The sequence below is a fragment of the Mesorhizobium sp. A556 genome (assembly GCF_054489545.1).
The window spans coordinates 94,998-118,571 of sequence record NZ_JBTMXA010000009.1 but is presented as its reverse complement, the minus strand read 5'-3'; the positions used below and the strand labels follow the sequence as shown (position 1 = coordinate 118,571).

Here is a 23,574-nt window from a genome sequence, read left to right as displayed (position 1 = left end):
TATGGATGCAGTCAAGGCGGAGATTTGGGGGCAGTATCCAGGTGCTAACCATGGTCGCGGTTCCTTGTGGCGCAAGCCCGCGTGTTTGGACTATGGGTGGGCGCGTTCATCCCGTGGCAGGCCACAGGCGACGCAGCGGCGATGCCGTCGACAGGACGCCCGCATGTATTTTTCCAGAGCCTCCGGCACCGGACCGATGAAAGACCGAGAAACCTCTCCCCTGCCGGCCGCCGATACCAACGGCACAGGCCGCATGTCGATTGCGGTGCTGGCCCGAAGCGGCGCGATTGCGGGTGCCATCAAGCTTAGCAGCGCCGGCCTGTCCTTCCTGATGTTCGTCATCATCGCAACGATCACCGACGCGCGCCAGTTCGGCCTCTACAGCACGACCTATGCGGGCGCGAGCCTCGTCTCGTTCTTTGCCAGTGTCGGCCAGCAAAGCACGGTCCTGCGGTTCTGGCCGCAATATGCCGAAGCCAACGACCTGTCTTCCGCCCATGGTCTGATGCACCGCGCCATTTTCGTTGCCCTGGCCGGCGTCATCGTATCCAGCCTGTTGGTGCTTGCGGTCGGCTTCGCGCCCTATGTCGGCAGTGGCACGCCCGAATGGCTGCCGCTATGCGCATCGGCGGCCCTGCTTTCGCTGGCGCTTGCCTGGTCGGAGTTCGCTTCCGGCGCCTTCCGGGCGAAAGGCGCGCTTATTTCGGGCCTGCTGCCCAGGGACGTGATCTGGCGCGCAGCGACCATCGCAGCCGTCGGTTTGCTGTGGTATCTCGACGTGGGGCTGACTGCGGTTTCCGCGACGCTGATAACGGCCGTCCTGCTCATCCTGGTGGTGCTGCCGCAAACGGCGGTGCTGCTGCGCGACACGCTGGGGGCAGAGCGGCAGCCGCTTTCACAGGCGCAGAAATCCGAATTCACCAGCGTGACGCTCGGTCTATGGGGCGTAACCTCGCTGCCGCCGGCGCTGGGGCAAGTCAGCACGCTTCTGGTCGCGGCGATCCTCGGTCCGGAAATCGCCGGCGCGGTGTTCGTCGCCGACCGCACCACCCGGCTGGCCGCGTTGGCGCTGAGCGGCATCAACCAGGCGCTTGCGCCCGAAATATCAAGCGCCTTTTATGGCGGCGACAAGGCGCACGTCCAACGCACGACCAGCTTGACGGCATTGGCCAGCAGCGCCGTCGCAATCGCCACCGTTGCCGTGTTCTTCGTCTTCGGGGCGCAACTCCTCGGCATCTTCGATCATGCCTATGCCACGCCGACCATGCACACCGTGCTTATTGTCTTCGGCATCGGGGTAACGGTGGTGGCGTCCTGCGGGCCGCTGGAACTGTTGATGCAGTTGACGGGCTTGCAGAATTCGCTGCTCAAGCTTTTGATCGTGGTCAATGTGGTGGGCCTGGCCGTAACTGCCGCGATGACCTATCTGTTCGGCCCGGTCGGGTCGGCGGTGGGCATAACCGGCACCGTCATCACCTGGAACATCATCGGCGTTTCGATCTCATGGCGCGCCATCGGCATCAACCCGTCGATCATGGGACTGTTTGCCGGACGCCACCCTTCGGGAATCGATCCCGCCAGCCAGACCGCCGCATGAAGATCGTTCAGGTTCAGACCCAGGCGGAAGCAGGCGGAGCGCAACGCGTTTCGGACATGGTCGGCGAAGGGCTGCGGGCGCGCGGTCACGACGTGCGCACCGTGTTCATGTACCGCAAGACCGACATATACGACCGTGACGCCCACGCCGATTTCGTCCTGAAGGATCGGCCGCGCGGGCTTTCCGGCCAAGCCATGGCGGCATTCGGGCTGATACGCTACCTGCGAAGGGCGCGCCCGGACGCCGTCATATCCTACCAGCACTACGGTAATATCTTCGGCACGCTGGGCGCGCGCCTTGCCGGTGTTCACCACATTGTCGCCAACCAGAGCGGCGCACCGCAATCGAGCGGCGTGATGGGCATGCTCAGCCGGATCGACAAGGCAATGGGCACCGTCGGCGCCTATCAATGGAACGTCGTCAATTCCGGCTGGACCGAAGCGCAATTCGCAGCCTATCCGGCGGCCTACCGGCGGCGCATACGGCGCATCGACCATGGCGTGGCGAGCCCGGACCGGCCCTACGCCAAAATGGCCGCGCGCGTACGGTTCGGACTACCCGGCGATGCCTTCATCGCGATAAGCACCGGGCGCCTGAGCGAACAGAAGAACCATCGCGCGCTGGTAGCAGCGCTTGGCCAACTGCCATCGCTGCATGTCGCCATCGCCGGGGCCGGACCTGAACGCGAGGCGCTCCTGTCGCTGGCCGCCAAACAAGGCACGACGGCGCGCCTGCATCTCGTCGGCGAAATATTGCCCACGCAAATCTTCGAATTCCTGGCGACGGGCGATGCCTATGTCTTCCCGTCGGTCAACGAAACGTTCGGCCTGGCTGCGGTCGAAGCCGCGATGGCCGGCTTGCCGATTATCGCCAACGGGCTTCCCGTGCTGCGCGAGGTGCTGACGGCCGACGACGGCGAGCCGGCAGCCTTGTTTGTCGATGCAACCGCGCCCCAAAATGTCGTCGCGGCACTTGCCCGCGTCATGGATGAGCCCGGCCTTGCCGAAAGACTTTCAGTGACGGGGCGTGGTCTTGGCGACCGCTATTCCCCGATGACCATGTGCGTCGGCTACGAGAACCTGCTTCTCGGTTCTTGATTATTTCCGCACGGCGGCGATGCCGTCGATGACTTCCAGACGGCCGGCGCGGTTGAGCGTGTGGATTTGCGGATAGGGCCAATCGCCGGTTTCCGAGATCGCGGCCGGCGCGGAAAGCCGGACATTTTCGTCGTTCAGTTCAAGAAGCTCGACCAGGCCAAGACCACCGCCATAGCCAAGCGTGCCATCCTGCACCGGCAGCAGAAGCTTGCCGTCCGTGCGAATGAACGCGCCGCCGGGCCGCGCCGTGCGGCGGTCGATGAGGATCGGGTTCAACCGGTGCGGCGTCCACGGCCCGACAGGCTCGGGCGCCTGGAAAACGACCAGCGTATCGGAGGTGCTGCCATGGCCGTCGCGTTGTGTAGCGAAAAGCCACCAGCGCCCCTGGTGCTCCAGCAGGGTGGCGTCCGAAATCTCACCCTCGAGCAGCGTGGAATGGGCTTCCCAGCGTCGCGGAAATTCCGCCGCGCGGTAAAGCGTCAGCCCGCCGCCGGCGCTCCCCTCCGGCAGCATCCAGACCTCGCCTTCCCAGTGGAAGACCTGCGGATAGGAAAGATGAAAAGGCTCCTCCAGCACGGGGTCGGGAGTTTGCGCAACGCCGCCGGCATCGAATTCCGCGACCGAGATCACCGCCTTTTTAGTGGCGTGCGGGTAGTCTTCGACGAAAATATAGGGCTTTCCCTGCCATTCGAAAGCGAACGGATCGGCATAGAAACGATCACCCCGATCGGCAATCCGCGCCCATCCGGTTCCCAACGCGCCGGTTTGGGCGATGCCGGGGCCGTCGATAAAGCGGTAGCCGACGCGCCAATGCGCGTGGCGGTAGCGGCTACGCCGCAGGGCTTCGCGGCCAAGCCGCGGCAAGGCCTTGCAGGCGTAAGCCGACATGAAACGCAAATCGCCTGCGGTGCCGAGGATACGCGGGCGAGCCTTGCCGGTATCGGCGCTCCAGCCACCATCGAAGCGCTTGACCATCGACAGAACCAGCGTCACGGCGCGGGCAAGCACGTCGTCGGAGCCGAGCGCGGTGGACTCGCGCTTGTCCAGCATCGGAAATGCTCTGCCGACCACGCGGTCAGCGTCCAGCACGGCTTCGATTTCCGGCAAGCGGCCATTGGCAATGGCGACGACCATGGCAGCGTCCGAACAGGCTCCGTCAAACGCCAGCCGGAGCGTCGGTATGGAACCGTTAGGTGCTGCGCCCGACAGGTCTACGCGCAGGTTCGGTGCAGTAGCCGATGACATTTCGGAAATTTCCGGCAGGATGGAAGCCAATCCCGGTTCGTGCCTGCGAAAGAGGCGTCGTTCGAAGCGCAACGCAGCCTTCATCGACGGCGGCCATTGGCCGGCACCGGGCTGGTGTACGACCGACACGCCATGCCCATCCGTCCGCAACCGTTCGATCACGATGCGGTGCCACAGCCTCGGTCCGGGGTGCGGAACGATTACTTCAACTGCCGTCACTGTTATTTCCCCTCACCGCCTCCAGACTAGGGCGAATTTAGTAACAAACCATTGATACGCATAGGACAAGGGGTAAGAGGTCGGTTGGGAGACCATCTCACTTGAGAAGCGCCGGGTAGATCATGTTCGAAGTAGCCGTTGAAAATTCATTCGATTTCCAGTCTTCGGAATATCGAAAACTGTTCGATGAATCAGAGGCTTCGGCCTTTCAGCACCCGCACTGGCTTTCATCGCTCTACGCAAAGCTGATGGGGCCGAATTCGGCTGCCCCGTTGATCATCGTTGTCCGCATTCAGGCAGACAAGCGTCTGGCGCTGGTGTTGCCGCTTGTGCGGCGGCGCTACGCCGGGCTGCGGGTCATCGAGTTCGCGGATTTGCGCGTGTCGGACTACGCCTCGCCCGTGGCCGATGCCAAGACATTCGACGCGATTGTCGCCGATAGTGCCAGCGTCGCGGCCATCCAGCGCCTGCTGAAACCCTACGACCTGCTGCGGATCGGCAAACTGGCCGACTGCTCGCTCCGCTTGGAAAAGCTGCTCGGCATCGACGCGCGCGAAGACATGGGCATGAGCGCCTACGCCTCGAAGCTCGAAGCATCGTTTCCCGAATGGCGGGAAAAACGGATAACGCAGTCCTACGGCAAGGAAATCGCCAAGAAATCCCGGCAGTTGCATCGTCGCGGCGAGGTTCGCTTCGAATGCGTCACCGACCCGGATGCCATGGCGACAGCGTTCCAGGCGATGCGCGTCTATCGCGGAGAGCGGTTCAAGTACCGCGACGGCACCGGCGACCTGCTGCAATTGCCGCCCTATTACGATTTCTATACTGCCGTCGCCATGGCGGGACGCGACGGCTCGGCGCGCACTTATGCGATGTGGCTCGATGAAAAGCCCATCGCCGTCGCGCTTGGCCTCGCGCACCGCAACTCGCTGCTCGTCATCCTTGGCGGTTTCGATTTCGACTTCAAGAACATGTCGATCGGAAGCCTGATGTTCGAACAGGTTGCCCGGGACTGCATCGAGCGGGGTGAGAGCTTCCTCGATTTCACCATCGGCGACGAACCCTACAAGCTCACTTTCGGCTCGGAACCATCGGCCATGTGGCAGATTTCCCGCCACGGCAGCCTGCTCGGCTATGCCGCGGGCCTGGCGGTAGAGAGATTGCCGGCGGTCAAGAAGCTTGCGCGCCGCATCTTCAACCGCGCCCCGTCGGCGGACTGAGCGTTCTTTTCCGGCCTGCCGGCGCAAAGACAATCAGATGAAACGTTCACCGCGAACATTTTGCAGGACCGCCACCAGAGCCGCCACCACAGATGGAACGTAGCGTTCCAGGCCGGAGAATGTCCGGCGTTTCGAAAACGACATCAGCCGGCGCGCGCGCCAGCGAAGGTTCGTTTCGGTGGTCAGGCTCCTGCGGTATTGCGCCAGCTCCAGGGAGTGGGCGTCAGCCCCGCGCTTTTGCTCGTCGTCGTAGAATTCGCCGATCTTGGCGGCCGGCATTCCAGGCGTCGACAACCAGACCGGGACGCAGGCCGTGCACAGCCGTTCGACGTCGTTGAGCAGGCGCGCCACGCCGGTGCCGGCGGCCGGACAGGATGTCTGGTAGGCGTCTCCGATCAGGACGATGCCGTCCTGCCGGCAATTTTCCGACACGGCTATGTCCATCAGCCAGTTCTGCACCGGGGAAACGATCTCGAAATCGCCGAAAACGCCAGCCAATCCGGGCAGGGTTGCGGCCAGCGTCTCCTTCGGGTTCTGCCGGAACGCCTTTACCCAGGGGTCGCCGACCTCGCGGAAGGTGAACAGGTTCGCGCGGGTTGCGCCGCCCACGGGAAACAGGCTGAGATAATCGATGCCGTCGGAAACCTGTTCGCCATAATAGGTCAAGGCGGGGTGCCTGAAGCCGCTGTCGGCCAGCGATCTGACATCGAAGCCGAAGGTAAGCGACTGCCGCTGGTGGATGACCTGGCGCTCGATGCCGACCGTGCGGCGCAGCATGTCGCCCATGCCGGTCGCCAGCACGACCAGCCGCGCGCTCACATCGCCGAATTCCGCGACAGTCACGCTTTGCCGGTCGGGGCTTGTGGCGATGGCGTCCGCCCGGCCGACGACGAAACGGACATTGTCCGGCAGGTGGCGACGCATGGTTGCCACGATCTCGCCGTATCGGAAACCGTAATACGTCCCCTTGGTTTTGTCGAGAATGCGTCCCTTGCGGGCATTGACGATCCCGTCGAACCGGGTGGCGTTCGCCGACAATATGCCGAGCATGCCCGCCCGTTCCATCATGGCGAGTTGGACGCCGCCAATCTTCTCGACGCGGAATTCCGGCGGGCAGACCGCATTTCGATCGATGAGGACCACATCATAGCCGGCGCGGCCAAGCACGATGGCAGCAAGCGTGCCGCTAAGGCCCGCGCCAATAATGACGATATCGGCGTCGATGGAAGGCGTCCTGGCCGATGCAGGACCAGTACTCACTTGGAATACCTCAAAATGGCATAGATGGCGCGGGGATTGGTCGTCAGATAACGCCAGAACAGCCGGCGCGGCTCGATCAGCAGCCGCCACAGCCATTCCAGCCCGGCTTTCTGCATCCAGTTCGGCGCTCTCGGATTCTTGCCCGAAAGATGATTGAACAGGCCACCCGAAGTCTTGATGATGCCGACATGGCCAAGCCGAGTGGAGAAGTCCCGGACGAAAATCTGCTCCAGCGGCACGCCCAGACCCAGCCAGAGGATATCCGGCGCCAGCGCGTCGATCTCGTCCAGCTTGGCTTCGAGTTCCTTGCCCTTCAGGTAGCCGTGCGAATGGCCGATAATTTTCAATGCCGGATAGGTTGCCGCGATGACGGCGACCGCGCGTGCATTTTCCGCTTCGGTCGAGCCCAGCAGATAGAAGGTCGAGCCGCTCTTTTCCGCAAGCTTGGCCACGTCGTGGAACAGGTCGGTCGTCGCGACCCGCTCCGGCAATTTCTGGGCGCAGAGCCAGCGCGAGGCCAGCACCAGCGGTTGCCCATCGGCGGCGATATGGTCGGCACTCCGGAACAGGGCGGCGATCGCCTTGTCGGCGTTTGCCCGCGCGATCGTCTCGCCGTTGACGGACGTGAAGTAGAGCGGCCGGTCGCCGCGGCTGTGTTCGCGGGCAGCCCGGATCATGAGCGCAGCCGTGGCCTGTCGGTCCGCCGTGCTGATAGGCATGCCGCCCACCAAAGCGGTAGGGAAGTCGTCCAGTTTCCGCTCATGCCACTGCAGCACCAAATTCTCCTGTCATCCATGCGGCGCGCCCGCGCATGCATCCGGCGTTACAGCGCTTGGGTAACATATCTATTGCCACCATTGCGCGCATCATCTCCCGAATATTTAGTGAAAAACGTGACTCAGGTGAAGTCTATTGTTAAAAATCAGTTAATATTTACTTCTTTAATCAAATTATATGGATACTCTTCTACCAAACAACTGCGCCTGAAGAAATTCCAGTCCCGCCTCAGCTGACGCCCTTGGGCACGTCCGTGGGAACGACCTCATCGACCACGTTCTTCCGATGGAAGATGAACAGCCCGGCCAGCACGATGATGCCGGCCCCGATCAGGATGCGTGAGGAGGGCACATCGCCAAAGAAGACCAGGCCGAAAATAATTGCCCACAAGAGCAGCGTGTAGTGCAGCGGCGCCAGCGTCGAGGCCGGGGCCAGCTTCAATGCTCTCGTGATGAGCAGATGCGCGATGCAGGAAACGATGCCTAGAAGCAGCATCGCACCGACGTCGAACGCGCTCGGCGTCTGCCATGCGCCGATCGTCAGCACGCCGCCGACGATAAGAGTGCCGACCGTCTGCCAGGTAACGAGCGAGGTGTCGCTGGTGCCGCGAAGCCGGCGGTTGAGAACGATGGCAAAGGCAAAGGACAGGCTGCCGACAAGCGCGAAGATCGAAGACAGCGAAAGGGCGGAGGTAGACGGCCGGAGCATGATCAACACGCCGCAGAAGCCGATCAGGATCGCCGACCAACGGCGCCAGCCGACTTTCTCGCCAAGCAGGAAGTGCGACAGCGCCGCGACATAGATCGGCCCGGCCATATAGAAGCTCATGACGTCGGCCAGCGGCAGGTAAACCACGGCCGCGTAGAAGAAGGAAGTATCGAGCGTGGTGGCGACGACGCGCCAGAACTGAAGATCGCGCCGCTCCATGTGGAACAGCTTTTCGGTGCCCTGCTTGGCCAGCATCGGCCCAAGCACGATGAACGCGCCGATGGAGCGGATCAGCACGACCTGACCGACGGAAAAGGACGCGACCAGCCATTTGCCCATGGCGTCGTTCAGCGCGAACATGAAGTCGCCGGCCAGCATCAGCAAGATACCGGCCAGCAGAAGATTCTTCACGCCAATCTTTTGTACGAAGGTCATGGCCGGCAAGTCCTTACCGGTCGATGGCCGGTCGGCGAGGTGTTAGCGCAACGCTCCCCGTTTGACGAGGGGAGCCAGCACAGAATCAGTACGCGGACGCGCGGCGCTCTACCTGGTTTTATGCCGCCGGTTGACCGAGGCGGGACGGCCCGGAAGCGACAGGACAGCGTCGCGTTTTTCGCGGCGGGACACCACCTTGCCGCGCGCGACGACCCATAGCCGGTCGGGACGCAGACGAACCGCCTCTATCGCGTTGCCGGCATCGAGCACCACAAGGCTGGCGCGCTTGCCGACTTCCAGGCCAAGATGGTCGAGGCCCATGATGGCGGCGTTGACATTGGTCACCATGTCGAAACACTTCGCCATGTCAGTCGGGCTCGACATCTGGGCTGCGTGCAGGCCCATGAAGGCGACATCGAGCATGTCCGCCGTGCCCAGCGAATACCACGGATCGAGCACGCAATCCTGGCCCCAGCCGACGCGGATGCCGAGTTTCAGCATTTCCGGCACGCGGGTCAGGCCGCGCCGCTTCGGATAGGTGTCGTGGCGGCCCTGCAGCATCATGTTGATGAGTGGATTGGGGATGACCGACAGGTCGGCTTCCGCGATCAGCGGCAACAGCTTCGAGACATAATAATTGTCCATCGAATGCATGGAGGTCAGGTGCGAGCCGGCCACCCTGCCCTGCAGGCCAAGGCGCTGCGTCTCGTAGGCCAGTTGCTCGACATGGCGCGACAGCGGATCGTCGCTCTCGTCGCAATGCATGTCGACCATCAGTCCGCGCTTGGCCGCGATCTCGCACAGTTCGGTGACCGAGCGGGTGCCGTCGGCCATGGTGCGCTCGAAATGCGGGATGCCGCCGACGATCTCAACGCCCTTATCCAAAGCGCGAATAGTATTCGCGCGGGCTGTAGGCGAGCGATAGAACCCGTCCTGCGGAAAAGCGACCAGTTGCAGGTCGATATGGGGCGCGACCGTCTTTTTCACGTCGAGCAGCGCCTCGACCGCAAGCAGCCGGTCGTCGCAGGTGTCAACATGGGTGCGGATGGCAAGCAGACCCATCGAAACTGCCCAATCGCAATAGGCAAGCGCGCGGTCACGCACGGCTTCATGCGTCAAAAGCGGCTTTAACTCGCCCCACAGCGCGATGCCTTCCAGCAGCGTGCCCGACGCATTAATGCGCGGCAGACCGTAAGAGAGCGTCGCATCCATATGGAAATGCGGATCGACGAAGGGTGGCGAAACGAGATCGCCAGCGGCGTCGATGACGGTCTTTGCCTCGGCGTCAAGTTTCGGCTCGATCGCCGTGATGGTTTCGCCTCTGATGCCGATGTCCGCAACCCTACCGTCAGGCAGCGTGCAGCCGGCAACGATGATGTCGAAGCTCATTTTTTAGTCCTTGGTCTCGACCGGATATTCGTGAACACACTGCCATCCGGAAACCGGTGTGCCAATTCCGCCGCTGACTGTCCACGGCTTTGATTTGCGGTCTCACGGCATCAGCAACATCGCAGTCCGCACGCCCCGGAAAGCGCCGAAACTACTCCGGCACGTAGCGCACCGCGCCCTTGTCGGCGCTGGTGGCGAAGGCGGCGTAGGCGCGCAGCGCTTGCGTGACCTTGCGCTTGCGCACTTCCGTGGGCTTCCAGCCGGCGGCATCCTGGGCTGCGCGGCGGCTGGCCAGTTCTGCCTCGTCCACAGCAAGGTTGATGGTGCGGTTCGGGATGTCGATCTCGATGGTGTCGCCTTCGCGCACCAGCCCGATCAGCCCGCCTTCTTCGGCTTCCGGCGAAACGTGGCCGATGGACAGGCCTGACGTGCCGCCCGAAAAGCGTCCGTCGGTCAGCAGCGCGCAGACTTTGCCGAGGCCTTTCGACTTCAGATAGCTGGTCGGATACAGCATTTCCTGCATGCCGGGGCCGCCGCGCGGGCCCTCGTAGCGGATCACCACCACGTCGCCCGGCTTGATCTTGCCGTTGAGGATAGCGAGCGTGCTCGAATCCTGGCTTTCGAAAACGCGCGCCGGGCCGGTGAATTTCAGGATCGATTCATCGACGCCCGCCGTCTTCACTATGCAACCATCGAGCGCGATATTGCCCTTGAGCACGGCCAAGCCGCCATCCTTCGAGAACGGATGCTCCGACGAACGGATGACGCCGTTCTCGCGATCAAGGTCGAGATCGTCCCAGCGCCGGTCCTGGCTGAAGGCAGTCTGGGTTGGCACGCCGCCGGGGGCCGCGAGGTAAAAATCGCGCACGGATTGGCTGTTCGTCGAGGAAATGTCCCAATGCTCGATGGCCTGCCCGAGGGTCGCGGTATGAACGGTCGGCAGGTCGCGGTTGATGAGGCCGGCGCGGTCGAGTTGGCCCAGGATCGCCATGATGCCGCCGGCGCGGTGCACGTCTTCCATGTGGACGTCAGCCTTGGCCGGAGCCACCTTGCACAGGCAGGGTACGCGGCGCGACAGCCGGTCGATGTCGGCAAGGTCGAAATCGATCTCGCCTTCATGGGCGGCGGCGAGGATATGCAGCACGGTGTTGGTCGAGCCGCCCATGGCGATATCGAGTGTCATGGCGTTTTCGAACGCACCTTTGGAGGCGATGTTGCGCGGCAGCGCGCTCTCGTCATTCTGCTCGTAATAGCGCTGGGCAAGATCGACGATCACGTGGCCGGCCTCGACGAACAGGCGCTTACGGTCAGCATGCGTCGCCAGCGTCGAACCGTTGCCGGGCAGCGACAGGCCGAGCGCCTCGGTCAGGCAGTTCATGGAATTGGCGGTGAACATGCCCGAGCACGAGCCACAGGTCGGACAGGCCGCGCGTTCGATGGCGTTGACGTCCTCGTCGGACACATTGTCGTCGGCCGCCGCCACCATGGCGTCGACCAGGTCCATCGCCTGTGTCTTGCCGGCGATGACGACCTTGCCGGCTTCCATCGGCCCGCCCGAAACGAACACGGTCGGGATGTTGAGGCGTAGCGACGCCATCAGCATGCCGGGAGTGATCTTGTCGCAATTGGAGATACAGACCATGGCGTCGGCGCAATGGGCGTTGACCATGTACTCGACCGAGTCGGCGATGATTTCGCGGCTGGGGAGCGAATAAAGCATGCCGTCATGGCCCATGGCGATGCCGTCATCGACCGCGATGGTGTTGAATTCCTTGGCGACGCCGCCGGCCTTCTCGATCTCACGTGCAACAAGCTGGCCAAGGTCTTTCAGATGCACATGGCCGGGCACGAACTGCGTGAAAGAATTCACCACCGCGATGATCGGCTTGCCGAAATCGCCGTCCTTCATGCCGGTGGCGCGCCAGAGGCCGCGCGCGCCGGCCATGTTGCGGCCATGGGTGGTGGTACGTGAACGATAGGGAGGCATGAAACTGTCCTTGAAACTTACGCCGCGCCGATCGAGGTGCGGAACCTGAATTGAGCCGCGAGCTTTATATACGCCAACGTTCAGGCTGGCCACGGTTTTGCACTGCGCCAGCGAGACGGCCGGGAAGAAAAATCGGCAACGATGTCGGATTGCCCGGCTTCGGGACGTCCTCGAAGCAGGCAGCAATAGGATGCCGGCCACTGAGGCGGGAGCCGGCATCCGGTTTCGATCAAGCGGGATCAACGTCAAGGAGCGGAAAATGCAGAAAATCACCCCATGCCTGTGGTTCGACGGACAGGCGGAAGACGCGATGAATTTCTACGTCTCGATCTTCAAGAATTCCAAGGCAGGCCAGATCCTGCGCTGGGGCAAGGAGGCACCGGACAAACAAGGCAGCGTCTTGATGGTGACGTTCGAACTCGACGGGCAGACGTTCCAGGCGCTGAACGGCGGGCCGGAATTCCACTTCACCGAGGCGATCTCGCTGTCCATCGACTGCAAGGACCAAGAAGAGGTCGATTATTTCTGGGATAAACTGACCGCCGACGGCGGCAAGGAGGTCCAGTGCAGTTGGCTGAAGGACAAGTACGGCGTTTCGTGGCAGGTCGTGCCGGAAATCCTGCCAAGGCTTCTCAACGATGCCGACAAGGACAAGGCCGCCCGCGTTATGAAAGCGATGATGGAGATGGTCAAGATCGACGTCGCCAAGCTCGAAGAAGCGGCTAAGGGATAGCTTCGACACCTTGAATGCCTCGGTGCATTTTTGGCGCCGAGGCATGGATTCCCGACACTCTCCGGTCGCTCACGAGATCGGGAATGACGAAATTCGGCTCTTTGTGAATCATCCGCGTTGGGCCAATCGCCAGCGTCATCGCCTGTTTACGCTCATCATCCTCGGCCTTGTGCAGAGGATGACGAGCGTGGGTTCGCTAACAGGTCAGTCGGCCGCGACCGGCATCAGTTTCGGGTCCGGCTTTTCCGCATGTTGCGGAAGGTCCTTGCTGGCGATCAGTGTGTAGAACATCGGAACCACGAACAGCGTGAACATCGTGCCGATCAGGATGCCGGTGAAGATCACCAGACCCATCGAGTAGCGCGCCGCAGCACCCGCCCCGCTCGACGTGATCAGCGGCAGGACGCCAAGCGCCATGGCCGCTGTGGTCATCAGGATCGGGCGCAGGCGCACCTTGGCCGAGGCGATGATGGCGTCGCGCCGCCGCATGCCGTGAACTTCGCGCTGCTGGTTGGCGAACTCGACCAGCAGAATGCCGTGCTTGGTTATCAACCCGATGAGGGTGATAAGGCCGACCTGCGTGTAGATGTTCAATGTACCTAGCCCGAGGTTGAGCGGCACGATGGCGCCGAAGATCGACAGCGGCACCGACATCATGATGATGAGCGGATCGCGGAAGCTTTCGAACTGCGCGGCAAGCACCAGATAAATCACCAGAATGGCCGCCGCGAAAGCAATCAGGATGGTATTGCCCTGCTCCTTCTCCTGCCGCGACTGGCCGGAATAATCGACGAAGAAGGTGTCGGGCAGGCTCTCAGTGGCGATGTCCTCAAGCGTTTTCAAACCGTCGCCTGTCGTGACGCCGGGCACCGGCAGCGCGGAAATCGTCGCCGAATTCAACTGGTTGAACTGCTCGATGGCGGCGGGAGAGGCGTTGTTGGATATTTTCACCACCGACGACAGCGGCACCATGTCGCCGGCCGCGCTGCGCACGAAGAAGTCACCCAGTTTCTCGGGATTGTTACGATACTCCTGCGGCACCTGCGGAATGATGTCGTAGCTGTTGGAATCGCGGTCGAATTGCGCCACTTCCGCGCCGCCGACCAGAAGCGTCAGCGTTCGGCCGATATCCGCGATAGGGATATTGAGCGCCGCCGCCCGATCGCGATCGATGGTCACCGTGACTTGCGGGGCATCGAAGGACATCGAATTCTGCACGACGATGAAGCGCCCGGAAGCCTGCGCCTTGTTCTTGATCTGCTCGGCAGCCTCATAGACCTGGCTGGAGTCACCAGTCGAGCGCACCACCATGGAGATCGGCAGGCCGCCGCCGGACCCCGGCAAGGTCGGTGGCGCGAACACGAAAGCCTCGACGCCTGCGACATTGGACAGCCTGCCCTGAATGTCAGCCTGCAATTCTTTTTGCGAGCGGGTGCGGTCGGCCCAGTCCTTGAAGGCAAAGCCGACGAAAGCGCTGTTGGTCGCGCCGCCGAAGGCTGTGGCGGCAAACAAGGCGCGTGTTTCCGGCACGTCCTTCACCAGGTCCAGTATCTGGTTGACGTAGGTTTCCGTATAGTCGGCCGTTGCGTAGCGCGGCCCGGTCACCAGCGACAGCAGGAAGCCCTGGTCTTCTTCCGGCGCCAGCTCGCTGGACGTGTTGACGAACATGAAGCCCGTCAGCGCAACCAGCGCTGCGACGATCATCAGCGTTACCGGGCGATATTTCAGCGACCCGCTAACCAGCTTCTCATAGCCATGCTCGACGCGCGAAAAAGTACTGTCGACGATGCGCTGGAAACGGCTGCCCGTCCCTGCCTTCAGAAGGCGGGCCGCCATCATCGGCGTGATGGTGATGGCGACGATGCCGGACAGCACCACCGCACCGGCCAGCGTTACGGCGAATTCGCGAAACAGCGCACCGGTCAAGCCGCCGGTGAAGGCAAGCGGCGCGAACACCGCAGCCAGCGTCAGCGTCATGGCGACAATGGCCGAGGAAATTTCGCGCATGCCGCTGAACGCCGCCTGCATCGGCGACATGTGATCCTCTTCCATGTGCCGGTGGACGTTTTCCACCACCACGATGGCGTCGTCGACAACAAGGCCGATAGCAAGCACCATGGCCAGCAGCGACAGCAGATTGATCGAATAGCCGACGGCATAGAGCAGGAAACAAGCCCCGATCAGCGCCAGCGGGATCGTGACGATCGGCATCAGGACCGAGCGGAACGAGCCGAGGAAAAGCAGGATGACCACGACAACGATGGCGACGGCCTCGGCGATGGTCTTGAACACTTCATCGATCGACGCGCTGATCTGCTCCGTCGAATCATAGACGATGACGATGGTCATGCCCTTGGGCAGGGTTTCCTGGATCGACGGCACGATCTTGTGGATCGCTTCCGCCGTGCTCAGGGGATTCGCCGCTGGCGTCGGGAAGATGGCGAGGAAGGTGCCCGGCTTGCCGTTGAAATTGACCCTCGTGTCGGTGCTTTCGGCCGCAAGCTCCACCCGCGCCACGTCGCGCAACCGCACCACATTGCCGTCCTTGGATTGAAGCGGAAGCTGGGCGAAGGCTTCAGGCGTCTGCAGCGTCGAGCGCACGGTGATGGAAGAGACGACATATTCGTTCTCGACCTTGCCGGGCGCGGACAGGAAATTCGAATTGTTGATCGCCGTCAGCACGTCGGTCGCCGTCATGCCGCGCGCGGCCAGCTTGATCGGGTCGATCCAGACACGCATCGAATAATCGGCGGCGCCGAATATCTGCACGTCGGCCACGCCTTCAACCGTCGTCATGCGCGGCCGCACGACGCGCTCGATATATTCGGTGAGCTGCTCGGGCGTCATGTTCGGATTCTGCATCGACAGATACATCATCGCGAATTGCTGGCCGGTGCCCTTGACGATGACCGGGTCCTTGGCCTCGGTCGGCAGCGTGCCGCGAACGCCCTGCACTTTCGACAGGACTTCGGTCAGCGCCACGTCCGGGTTGGAGCCGAGCTTCATCTGCACGGTGACCGTGCTCACAGAGGGACTGCTCTGCGAGGTGACGTAATCGACATTTTCGGTGGAGGAAACGGCGCGCGCGATTGGCGCCGAAATGAACCCCTGGATCAGGTCGGCGCTGGCGCCCGGATAGGCGGTCGTGATGGTGATCGCCGTCTCATCGACCTTCGGATACTGCCGGATCGACAGATTGAAGATACCCTGAAACCCGAGAAGCAGGATCATGCAGGCCAGCACGGTCGAGAGGACCGGGCGGCGGATGAATATGTCGGAAATACTCATTGCGCGGCTGCCTGCGGGTTGGCGGGCTTGGTCGGGTCGATGGTGTTGTCGACATGAACGGACATGCCGTTGGACAGCCGGTTCTGGCCGGCGGTGACCACCTCGTCGCCAGCGGCCAGCCCTTTAAGGATTTCAACCACGTCGCCGTTGCGGCGTCCCGGCGTGACGAATACCTGCGACAGCACCAGGTCCGGCCCTTCAGCCGCCGGCTTTGCAGCCTCACCGGCGGCATCCTTGGCCTCGCCCTCCTTGGCAGCAGCAGCCGGTGCCGCTCCACCGGCTTCCGCCGGCTTTGCCTCCGGCTTCGCGTCGGCCGGATGCACCACGAAAATGAAATCGCCGTAAAGGCTGGAAGTGAGCGCCGTCTGTGGCAGCGCCAGCACATTCTTTTCCGCTGGCAGTTCAACGCGCACCTGAACGAACTGGCCGGGGGTCAGCTTGCCTTCGGTATTGGCGACCTCGGCCCGGATCGTGACCAGCCGGCTCGTCGGATCGATCTTCGGATCAATGCCGCGAATGGTGCCTGTGAAAGGCATGTCTTCGCCGCCCGTGCCGAGCTTCACGGCCTGGCCTATCGTAACGAGCGCAAGCTGCTGTTCGGGAACCGTGAAGTCGACCCGCATCGTGTCCAGATCCTGAAGCGTCACCACGGCGGTGCCCGGCGCCAGATATTGGCCAAGGTCGACTTTCGGGATGCCGACCGTACCGGCAAAGGGTGCTTTCAACTGCTTCTGGTCGAGAACGGCTTCAAGCTTGGTCACCTGGGACGCCGAGGCCGAAGCGGTGGCCCTGGCCGTGTCCAGTGTGACTTCTGAACCGACACCGCGCTTTTGAAGTTCGATGGCGCGCGTCAGAGACGTCTGGTCGAGAGCTGCCTGCGCCTTTTGCGCATCGAGATCGGCGCGTTCAACCGCATCGTCGAGTTGGACGAGAACGGCGCCGGCTTCCACCTTCTGGTTCGCCTGGAAAAGAATTTCCTTGACGATGCCGGTGGTTTCCACCGTCAGGTCGACGCCGCGCACGGCGCTGACCGTGCCGATCGCCTCAACGCCCGGTGTCCACTCCATCGGCTTGACGACCGTGGTCGAAACCGTCGCTGCCGGCGGCTTCATGGTCGCGAAATACTGCTTGATCGCGTTGTCGCGGAAAATGTTGAAGCCGACGATGCCGCCACCAATGAGCACGAGCAGGACGAAGGCGATGATGAAGCGCTTGATCAAGAAAAGTCCCCTCGGTCGAATTGAGCTTTGATGGCGAAAAATGCGGGCGAACGTCTTCGCGGCATGTCGGCCTGAAAATTCTCCGGCGCTTACTGTACCGTCTGGACGGTCTTGTCAATTGGGTTTAGGTACTTGGAAGCTGGAGAACGCAATGAAACTGCCAAGAACCAACTCGCGCGAGAAAATCCTTGACGCCGCCGCCGATGTGGCAGCCGAGGCGGGGCCGGGAAGCCTTTCGCTCGATGCCGTTGCCTTGCGTGCCGGCGTTTCGAAGGGCGGGTTGCTCTATAATTTCCCGACCAAGGCTAAGCTGATGCAGGGGCTGGTGGAACGCTACCTGACCGAATTCGAGCATGCTTTGGAAACAGCGCGCGCGGACAATACCAGCGGAGAGAACCTGCTTTCCATCTATATCAAGCTGGCGGCGAGGGAATGCGAGGAGACCAAGCCTTCGGCTTCATGGATATTTTCAGCCGTCGCCGAGGATCCGGAATTCCTCGACCCGATCAAGGCGTTTCGCCTGCAACTGTTTCAGCGTCTCAAGGCGGAAACGCCAAGCAAGGACGCGCTGCTGATCTGCTATCTCGCCATCGAAGGCCTGCGCAGCATGAACCTGTTCGATTCCGATATCCTGTCGCGGGACGAACGCGACACCCTCGTTGCATCGCTGCTATCGGTTGCCGGTTCGCCGGCGGTAGCTTTGTGACGAGACGCAATCAGGGCTGCTGATCGGCAAAAACCAGTCTTGTATCGCCCGGCGAGGGCGAAAGCGCCCTTCGAAGCAGTGCTTCTGCGTGTGCGTTGCGTTCGCGGGCGCTGTCGGCACCCATGACCACAACGACGATACGTCGGCCGTCGGCGTCGTAGGAGGTCACGATGTTGAAGCCCGATGCGCGGATATAGCCGGTCTTGATGCCGTCGACGCCGCGGACGCTGCGGAGCATGTCGTTGTGGCCGCGGATCAACTTGCCGCGGAACATGAAATCGGTAGTCGAGAAGTAGCGATAATATTGCGGGAAGCGCTGGCGCAGCGCCATGCCCAGCACCGCCATATCGCGCGCGGTCGTGTGCTGCGCATCGTCGGGCAGGCCGGAAGCGTTGCGGAAGACGGTGTTGCGCATGCCGATCCGGCGCGCTTTGGCGGTCATCATGCCGGCGAACGCCTCCTCGCTGCCGCCAAGGAACTCACCGACCGCCACGGCCACGTCGTTGGCCGACTTTACGGTCAGTGCATGGATCGCCGTCTCAACGTCGATGGTCTCGCCGACTTTCAGCCGCATCTTGGTCGGCGGCTGCGAGGCGGCATGGGCCGAAACCGGAATTTGCGTATCCTTGGTGACGCGGCCTGAATCCAGCGCTTCAAAGAGCAGATAAAGCGTCATCATCTTGGTCAGCGAAGCGGGATAGCGCTGCGCGGTCGAATTCACTTCGAACAGTTGCTTGCCGGTCTTCGCATCGACGACGATGGCCGCGTATTTTCCGGCCGGTGCCGGCACCGTCAGCACCTGGTCGGGCGGCGTCATTGTCGTGCAGCCGGTGACCGCCCCAAGAAGGGCGATGGCGACGAGGCATTTCTGGATGAGGGAGAAAAGGCTCAAGATTTTTCTGTTTCGGCATGCTGTTGCTGAGGCGGGACGTGTCTACAGTAACCGTTGCCCCACGTCCATTTGGTTAATGGCTATTCCGCTTGCGTCGGGCACGCCGGAAAGGCTCTCCTACAATAAAAGCGAATCGAGGGTGCCATGGACACGGTTACGATCGAGGCAAAAGGCATTGCGGTGTCGGTGGATTTGAGCGTCGGCCACCTTGCCGACATGGCCATCGATGCCGGCGGCAGGACATTGCGGCCGCTGCATCGCGCGCCCTGGATCGATGAGCCGGAGGCGCTTTTGCCGGAAAACCTGCCCGAGGGCGTGGTGCGGCTGTCCGGCGATTTCCTGTGCGCGCCGTTTTCGCGCAGCGATGTCGAGGAAGCGCCGCTGCATGGCTGGCCGGCCAACAGCGGCTGGGATTTGATCGAGAGTGCCGCACTTGCCGATGGCTGGCGCGCGCGTTTTCGCTTGCGCCGCAAGGTCATGGGCGCCGGCGTCGAGAAAATCCTCACTTTGCGCGACGGCCACCCTTTCCTGTATCAGGAGCATGTGTTTTCTGGCGGTTCGGGCGCGATTTCAGTCGCCCATCACACCATGACGGTCATGCAAGGCGGCGGCAGGCTGTCGTTTTCGCCGAAGCGGCTGGCGGCAACACCCGGCGATCCGTTGGAGCCCGACCCTGAACGCGGCCGCTTTCTGCTGGCCTACCCGGCCCAGACCGCCGATCTCACGCGCTTTCCCGATGCAGGTGGCGGCACAACCGACCTCACCGAATACCGGATGGACCGGCGGCATGAGGATTTCGTCACGCTGGTCGAGGCCGATCATGGCGGGCCGGGTTGGACCGCCGTAGCGCGCAAGGACGAAGGCGACCTGGTGCTGGTGCTGAAAAACCCGGCGGAACTGCCCGTAACCATGCTGTGGATCAGCAATGGCGGGCGTGACTATGCGCCGTGGAGAGGACGCCATCGCGGCGTTCTCGGCATCGAGGATGGGCGCACGGCAATCGGCCACGCCGCCTCGATCGGCGACAATTGGCTGAAACGGGAAGGGATTGCGACGGCGTTCGATCTGGGCGGACGCGTGGCGTTTCGCCAGATTATCGGGGGATTGCCGCTTTCGGGTAGCGAGCCGCCACATACGGTTTCGCCCCGACCCGGCTGCCTGCTGCTGGCGTTTTCCGATGACTCGACGCGGGAAATCCTATTCGACGACGATTTTCTAAAGACCGGTTGAAACCCTTCCGCACCCTGCCGCGTTGAATTTTGGGGAAGATGTCGGCAAGATGGCCGGACAGAACTGTGGATCGCCCATGTCTGAAATCGCACACATCGCGGCTACCATCTTCAAGCGGGCCAGCACGGCGCAGCGGTTCGTCGTCGCCATCGCCGGGCCGCCGGGCTCCGGGAAATCGACCTTGTCGGCCAGCCTGCGCGAACTGCTGCCCGAGGGCCTCTGCGAAGTCGTTCCCATGGACGGCTTCCATTACGACGACACCGTGCTCGTTCCGCGCGGCTTGCGACCCCGCAAGGGCGCGCCCGAGACATTCGACTTCGCCGGCTTCGAAGCGCTCCTGAAGCGCATCCGCGCAAGCGAACCGGACATCGCCATTCCCGTATTCGACCGCGGCATGGAATTATCGCGGGCCGCCGCAGCCATCGTCTCGAAAGAGGTCAAATTCATACTGGTCGAAGGCAACTACCTTTTGCTCGACGAGGAGCCGTGGGCGCGGCTGGCGCCGCTGTTCGATTTCTCGATTTTCGTGGGTGTCGAGCGTGGGGAACTCGAGCGCCGGCTAATGGCGCGCTGGCGCGAGCATGGCCGCTCCGATGAAGACGCCCGCGCCTGGATCGCCTCGAACGACATGCCCAATATAGAGCGTGTTCTGGCGCGCCGGCGGGTGGCCGACCTGGAGGTCGGCATCCCTGCCGAGCCGGCCATACAGGAACTTTAAGACTTTCGGGTCGTTATGGGTGAGACGGCAATCGTGCCGATAACGAGAGAACCCATGGTAACCAAGGCGAAGAAACCCGCGGCGAAAAAAACCGCATCCGTGCAGTCCAAGACCGGGGCCGGAGCCGCCATCGCGGAGCGTTCCAGGGACGCGGCAAAGCCTGCGGCTTTTGGCAAGGCAGCACCCAGGAAAGTGACACCGGCGCAGAAGAGTGCCGCACCTGCGGCAAAGCCTGCATCCAGGAGCGCCAAAGGCTCTAAAAACAGCGATAACCCGTCGCTTGCCACCAAGATCGCCCAGGTCGCGACGGGAGCCGTCGTGGCGACCGCCAAGCTTGCCGCCTCGGTGGTCGGCAAGGGTGGCGAAGGCAAATCAAAAACCAAATAAACTGATCTGCCGATTAGGGCACGTCAGGCTTTCGCCGGAATGGTGAGGCCGCGCTGTACCGCTGGGCGGGCAAGCCCACGCTCCAGCCAGGCCGCGACATTGGGGAAGTCGTCGAAGCCGACAAGTTCGCGCGCTTCGTAAAAGCCGATCAGATTGCGCACCCAGCCCAGCATCGAGATGTCGGCGATCGTATAATCGTCACCCATGATCCATGTGCGGCCGGTGAGCCTCGTTTCCAGGACACCGACCAGACGCCGGGATTCGACGCGATAGCGTTCAAGCGGGCGCTTGTCGGAAATGTTCCTGCCCGCGAATTTATGGAAGAAACCGAGTTGGCCGAAGATCGGGCCGATCGCCGCCATCTGGAAAAACACCCACTGGATCGTCTCGTAGCGCAAGCCGGCATCGGCCGGCAGGAACCTGCCGGTCTTTTCCGCCAGGTAGAGAAGGATCGCCCCGGATTCGAACAGCGCCAGTGGCTTGCCGCCCGGCCCGTCCGGATCGATGATCGAAGGGATCTTGCCGTTGGGATTGAGCGACAGGAATTCCGGCGTCCAGGTCTCATCCTTGCCTATATCGATGTAGTGCGCCTCGTAGGGCATCTCGAGTTCCTCCAGCAGGATCGAGATTTTGACGCCGTTGGGCGTGGTTGCCGAATAAAGCTGGAAACGGTCCGGATGCTTTGCCGGCCAGCGCGCGGCTACGGGATACGCGGAAAGATCGGTCATAAAAGCTCCTAAATGTCGCGCGGGAGACGCGTCAGGCGGCCTTGAAGGCCAGCACCGCGTTAGTGCCACCGAAGGCAAAGGCGTTGCTGATGGCCGTGCGTACCGGGCGTTCGCGGGCGACGTTGGGCGTAACGTCGAGGTCGCAATCGGGGTCCGGTTCCCGGTAATTGGCGGTCGGCGGCACCAACCCCTCGCGGATCGCCATGACGCAGGCGATCATTTCCAGCGCGCCCGAAGCACCGAGGCAATGCGCGTGCATGGATTTGGTCGAGGAAACCGACAATTTCTTCGCATGATCGCCGAACACGCGCTTGATCGCGGCGGTTTCGATCTGGTCGTTGGCCTTGGTGCCGGTGCCATGGGCATTGAGATAGTCGACGTCTTGCGGGTTGAACCCGGCGTCGCGCAGGCAGGCCCGCATGGCGCTCTCCGGCCCCTCGATGGTGGGCGCGACGATATCGGATGCATCCGCCGACAGGCCAACGCCCGCCACCTCGCCAAGGATGGTCGCACCACGGGCGGCGGCATGTTCATAGCTTTCCAGCACAGCCATGCCGGCGCCTTCGCCCAGCACGAGCCCCTGACGGTCGGCTGAGAAGGGACGGCACGTATCCGGCGCCAGAACGCGCAATGCTTCCCAGCCTTTCAGGATGCCCCATAACAAGGGGGCGTCGGTGCCGCCGGCAACCATCACATCGGCGCGCCCGAGCCTGATCTGGTCGACCGCCGAGGCAATGGCGTGATTGGATGACGAGCAGGCGGAGGTGACGCCGAAAACCGGCCCGCGCAATCCGAGATCCATGCTGATCTGGCCCGCCGGCGCGCCCGGCATGACCTTGGGTACGGTAAAGATGCCGGCGCGGTTCTTGCCTTCGAGCAGGATCGCCCGATAATTTTCCTCGATCGCTTCCCAGCCGCAAATGCCGACGCCGACGACCGCACCCATCCTGTAGCTATCGACATCGCCCCCAACGAGCCCCGACTGCCGCATGGCTTCACGCGCGGCGATCACCGCAAGCAGGCTGAAGCGGTCCATGGAAACGAGTTGCTTGTGAGGAATGCCATGATCGGGAAGCTGCTTGACCTCGCAGCCGATCCTGACTTTGAGCTGATGCAGGTTCGAGTTCGTGATCTCTCCGATCGCCGAGCGTCCGGCGCGCATCTCGCTCCATATCGCGGCGGAATCGGTGCCAAGCCCGCAAATTCCGCCAAGGCCGGTGATGACGACGCGGTGGTGCATGGGGAACTCTCGCTCGGGCTTTACGGCAATCAGGCTTTTTTAGCGATCAGGGCGCGAACCGCCTCGACGATGTCGCCGACGTTCTTCAGATTGCTCCAGGCATCGACCGTGTTCATTTCGATTTCGATGCCGTAATCTTCTTCTAGGTCGAAAATGATCTCGGTCAGTTCAAGCGAATGAATACCGAGCGCGGTCAGTTCGGTAGCGGACGTGATCTCCTCGCCACCCTCTTCGGCGTGCGTCTTGATCCTTGCAATGATTTCCGTCGCCAACTCGTCAGCCATTCGGTTCCTTTCTCACTTCTTTCCGGGTGCCGACCTGGCAACGCATTCCTGCTCATCAAGCTCGCCTGCTCAATCGAGCCTGGTCGCCATTGTCGCTCCCGCCGGATGCCGGTGAGCGCCACCATGTCCTTCTATAGAAACCGAAACGGTGAGAGGCAACAAGCGATATATCCACAATCGGTTGCCGGGGCGACAGGGACTGCAAACCCGCTGT

General features: G+C 62.3%; 20 protein-coding genes. 8 read left to right on the top strand and 12 right to left on the bottom strand.

Annotated elements, in window-relative coordinates; genetic code table 11:
• The first annotated feature begins 163 nt into the window (after nucleotides 1-163).
• Together ACX3P0_RS17800 and ACX3P0_RS17795 are read left to right on the top strand one after the other, a co-directional pair.
• Nucleotides 164-1,597, top strand: coding sequence for a lipopolysaccharide biosynthesis protein (locus ACX3P0_RS17800; RefSeq protein WP_459090505.1), 1,434 nt, complete (start codon nucleotides 164-166; stop codon nucleotides 1,595-1,597).
• On the top strand, nucleotides 1,594-2,694 hold the full coding sequence (locus ACX3P0_RS17795) for a glycosyltransferase family 4 protein (RefSeq protein ID WP_459090503.1): 1,101 nt from the start codon (nucleotides 1,594-1,596) through the stop codon (nucleotides 2,692-2,694). Before ACX3P0_RS17800 ends, ACX3P0_RS17795 begins: the two co-directional genes overlap by 4 nt.
• On the opposite strand, the gene ACX3P0_RS17790 is transcribed toward ACX3P0_RS17795, so the two are convergent.
• Nucleotides 2,695-4,158, bottom strand: a complete 1,464-nt coding sequence (locus tag ACX3P0_RS17790) for a glucosamine inositolphosphorylceramide transferase family protein (RefSeq protein WP_459090501.1) — start codon at nucleotides 4,156-4,158, stop codon at nucleotides 2,695-2,697. It lies immediately after the preceding gene.
• Nucleotides 4,159-4,280: 122 nt separating this feature from the next.
• Here ACX3P0_RS17790 and ACX3P0_RS17785 point away from each other — a divergent pair, with 122 nt between their 5' ends.
• Complete coding sequence (locus ACX3P0_RS17785; protein WP_459090499.1) at nucleotides 4,281-5,378, top strand: GNAT family N-acetyltransferase; 1,098 nt, start codon at nucleotides 4,281-4,283, stop codon at nucleotides 5,376-5,378.
• Between the two features lie 33 nt (nucleotides 5,379-5,411).
• On the opposite strand, the gene ACX3P0_RS17780 is transcribed toward ACX3P0_RS17785, so the two are convergent.
• The 5 genes from ACX3P0_RS17780 to ilvD form a co-directional block, all read right to left on the bottom strand.
• Complete coding sequence (locus ACX3P0_RS17780; protein WP_459090497.1) at nucleotides 5,412-6,638, bottom strand: FAD-dependent oxidoreductase; 1,227 nt, start codon at nucleotides 6,636-6,638, stop codon at nucleotides 5,412-5,414.
• A complete protein-coding gene (locus ACX3P0_RS17775; protein ID WP_459080375.1) occupies nucleotides 6,635-7,357 on the bottom strand; it encodes a WecB/TagA/CpsF family glycosyltransferase in 723 nt (240 codons plus the stop codon). The genes ACX3P0_RS17780 and ACX3P0_RS17775 overlap by 4 nt, the downstream gene beginning before the upstream one ends.
• A 286-nt stretch (nucleotides 7,358-7,643) precedes the next feature.
• Nucleotides 7,644-8,558 carry a DMT family transporter gene (locus ACX3P0_RS17770; RefSeq protein WP_459090495.1) on the bottom strand — a complete coding sequence of 305 codons (915 nt, stop codon included), beginning with the start codon at nucleotides 8,556-8,558 and terminating at the stop codon, nucleotides 7,644-7,646.
• A 108-nt stretch (nucleotides 8,559-8,666) separates the two neighbouring features.
• Nucleotides 8,667-9,947, bottom strand: a complete 1,281-nt coding sequence (locus ACX3P0_RS17765) for an amidohydrolase family protein (protein WP_459080271.1) — start codon at nucleotides 9,945-9,947, stop codon at nucleotides 8,667-8,669.
• Between the two features lie 151 nt (nucleotides 9,948-10,098).
• On the bottom strand, nucleotides 10,099-11,934 hold the full coding sequence (gene ilvD / locus ACX3P0_RS17760; protein ID WP_459080272.1) for a dihydroxy-acid dehydratase: 1,836 nt from the start codon (nucleotides 11,932-11,934) through the stop codon (nucleotides 10,099-10,101).
• A 259-nt stretch (nucleotides 11,935-12,193) separates the two neighbouring features.
• Between ilvD and ACX3P0_RS17755 the strand changes: the two genes are divergently transcribed.
• A complete protein-coding gene (locus tag ACX3P0_RS17755) occupies nucleotides 12,194-12,667 on the top strand; it encodes a VOC family protein (RefSeq protein ID WP_459090493.1) in 474 nt (157 codons plus the stop codon).
• Nucleotides 12,668-12,871: 204 nt separating this feature from the next.
• Here the strand turns inward: ACX3P0_RS17755 and ACX3P0_RS17750 are convergent, their stop codons facing one another.
• Complete coding sequence (locus tag ACX3P0_RS17750; RefSeq protein WP_459080274.1) at nucleotides 12,872-15,955, bottom strand: efflux RND transporter permease subunit; 3,084 nt, start codon at nucleotides 15,953-15,955, stop codon at nucleotides 12,872-12,874.
• Nucleotides 15,952-17,175: an efflux RND transporter periplasmic adaptor subunit gene (locus ACX3P0_RS17745; protein ID WP_459090491.1), complete on the bottom strand. Its 1,224-nt coding sequence runs from the start codon at nucleotides 17,173-17,175 to the stop codon at nucleotides 15,952-15,954. Before ACX3P0_RS17745 ends, ACX3P0_RS17750 begins: the two co-directional genes overlap by 4 nt.
• A 151-nt stretch (nucleotides 17,176-17,326) precedes the next feature.
• Here ACX3P0_RS17745 and ACX3P0_RS17740 point away from each other — a divergent pair, with 151 nt between their 5' ends.
• Nucleotides 17,327-17,881, top strand: coding sequence for a TetR/AcrR family transcriptional regulator (locus ACX3P0_RS17740; protein WP_459080276.1), 555 nt, complete (start codon nucleotides 17,327-17,329; stop codon nucleotides 17,879-17,881).
• A gap of 10 nt (nucleotides 17,882-17,891) precedes the next feature.
• Here the strand turns inward: ACX3P0_RS17740 and ACX3P0_RS17735 are convergent, their stop codons facing one another.
• On the bottom strand, nucleotides 17,892-18,773 hold the full coding sequence (locus ACX3P0_RS17735; RefSeq protein WP_459080277.1) for a D-alanyl-D-alanine carboxypeptidase family protein: 882 nt from the start codon (nucleotides 18,771-18,773) through the stop codon (nucleotides 17,892-17,894).
• A 144-nt stretch (nucleotides 18,774-18,917) separates the two neighbouring features.
• On the opposite strand from ACX3P0_RS17735, the gene ACX3P0_RS17730 reads away from it, so the two are divergent.
• The 3 genes from ACX3P0_RS17730 to ACX3P0_RS17720 all read left to right on the top strand — a co-directional run bounded on the left by ACX3P0_RS17730 (nucleotide 18,918) and on the right by ACX3P0_RS17720 (nucleotide 21,108).
• Nucleotides 18,918-20,003 (top strand): hypothetical protein, encoded by a 1,086-nt coding sequence (locus ACX3P0_RS17730; protein ID WP_459090489.1) that lies wholly within the window; start codon nucleotides 18,918-18,920, stop codon nucleotides 20,001-20,003.
• 76 nt (nucleotides 20,004-20,079) lie between these two features.
• On the top strand, nucleotides 20,080-20,721 hold the full coding sequence (locus ACX3P0_RS17725; RefSeq protein WP_459090487.1) for a nucleoside triphosphate hydrolase: 642 nt from the start codon (nucleotides 20,080-20,082) through the stop codon (nucleotides 20,719-20,721).
• A 54-nt stretch (nucleotides 20,722-20,775) separates the two neighbouring features.
• Nucleotides 20,776-21,108, top strand: a complete 333-nt coding sequence (locus ACX3P0_RS17720; protein ID WP_459090485.1) for a hypothetical protein — start codon at nucleotides 20,776-20,778, stop codon at nucleotides 21,106-21,108.
• 23 nt (nucleotides 21,109-21,131) lie between these two features.
• On the opposite strand, the gene ACX3P0_RS17715 is transcribed toward ACX3P0_RS17720, so the two are convergent.
• The 3 genes from ACX3P0_RS17715 to ACX3P0_RS17705 are packed head-to-tail and all read right to left on the bottom strand — an operon-like array spanning nucleotide 21,132 to nucleotide 23,360.
• A complete protein-coding gene (locus ACX3P0_RS17715; RefSeq protein WP_459090483.1) occupies nucleotides 21,132-21,836 on the bottom strand; it encodes a glutathione binding-like protein in 705 nt (234 codons plus the stop codon).
• A gap of 31 nt (nucleotides 21,837-21,867) precedes the next feature.
• Nucleotides 21,868-23,076, bottom strand: a complete 1,209-nt coding sequence (locus tag ACX3P0_RS17710) for a beta-ketoacyl-[acyl-carrier-protein] synthase family protein (protein ID WP_459090481.1) — start codon at nucleotides 23,074-23,076, stop codon at nucleotides 21,868-21,870.
• 29 nt (nucleotides 23,077-23,105) lie between these two features.
• Nucleotides 23,106-23,360 (bottom strand): acyl carrier protein, encoded by a 255-nt coding sequence (locus ACX3P0_RS17705; protein WP_459080283.1) that lies wholly within the window; start codon nucleotides 23,358-23,360, stop codon nucleotides 23,106-23,108.
• Between the last annotated feature and the right edge of the window lie 214 nt (nucleotides 23,361-23,574).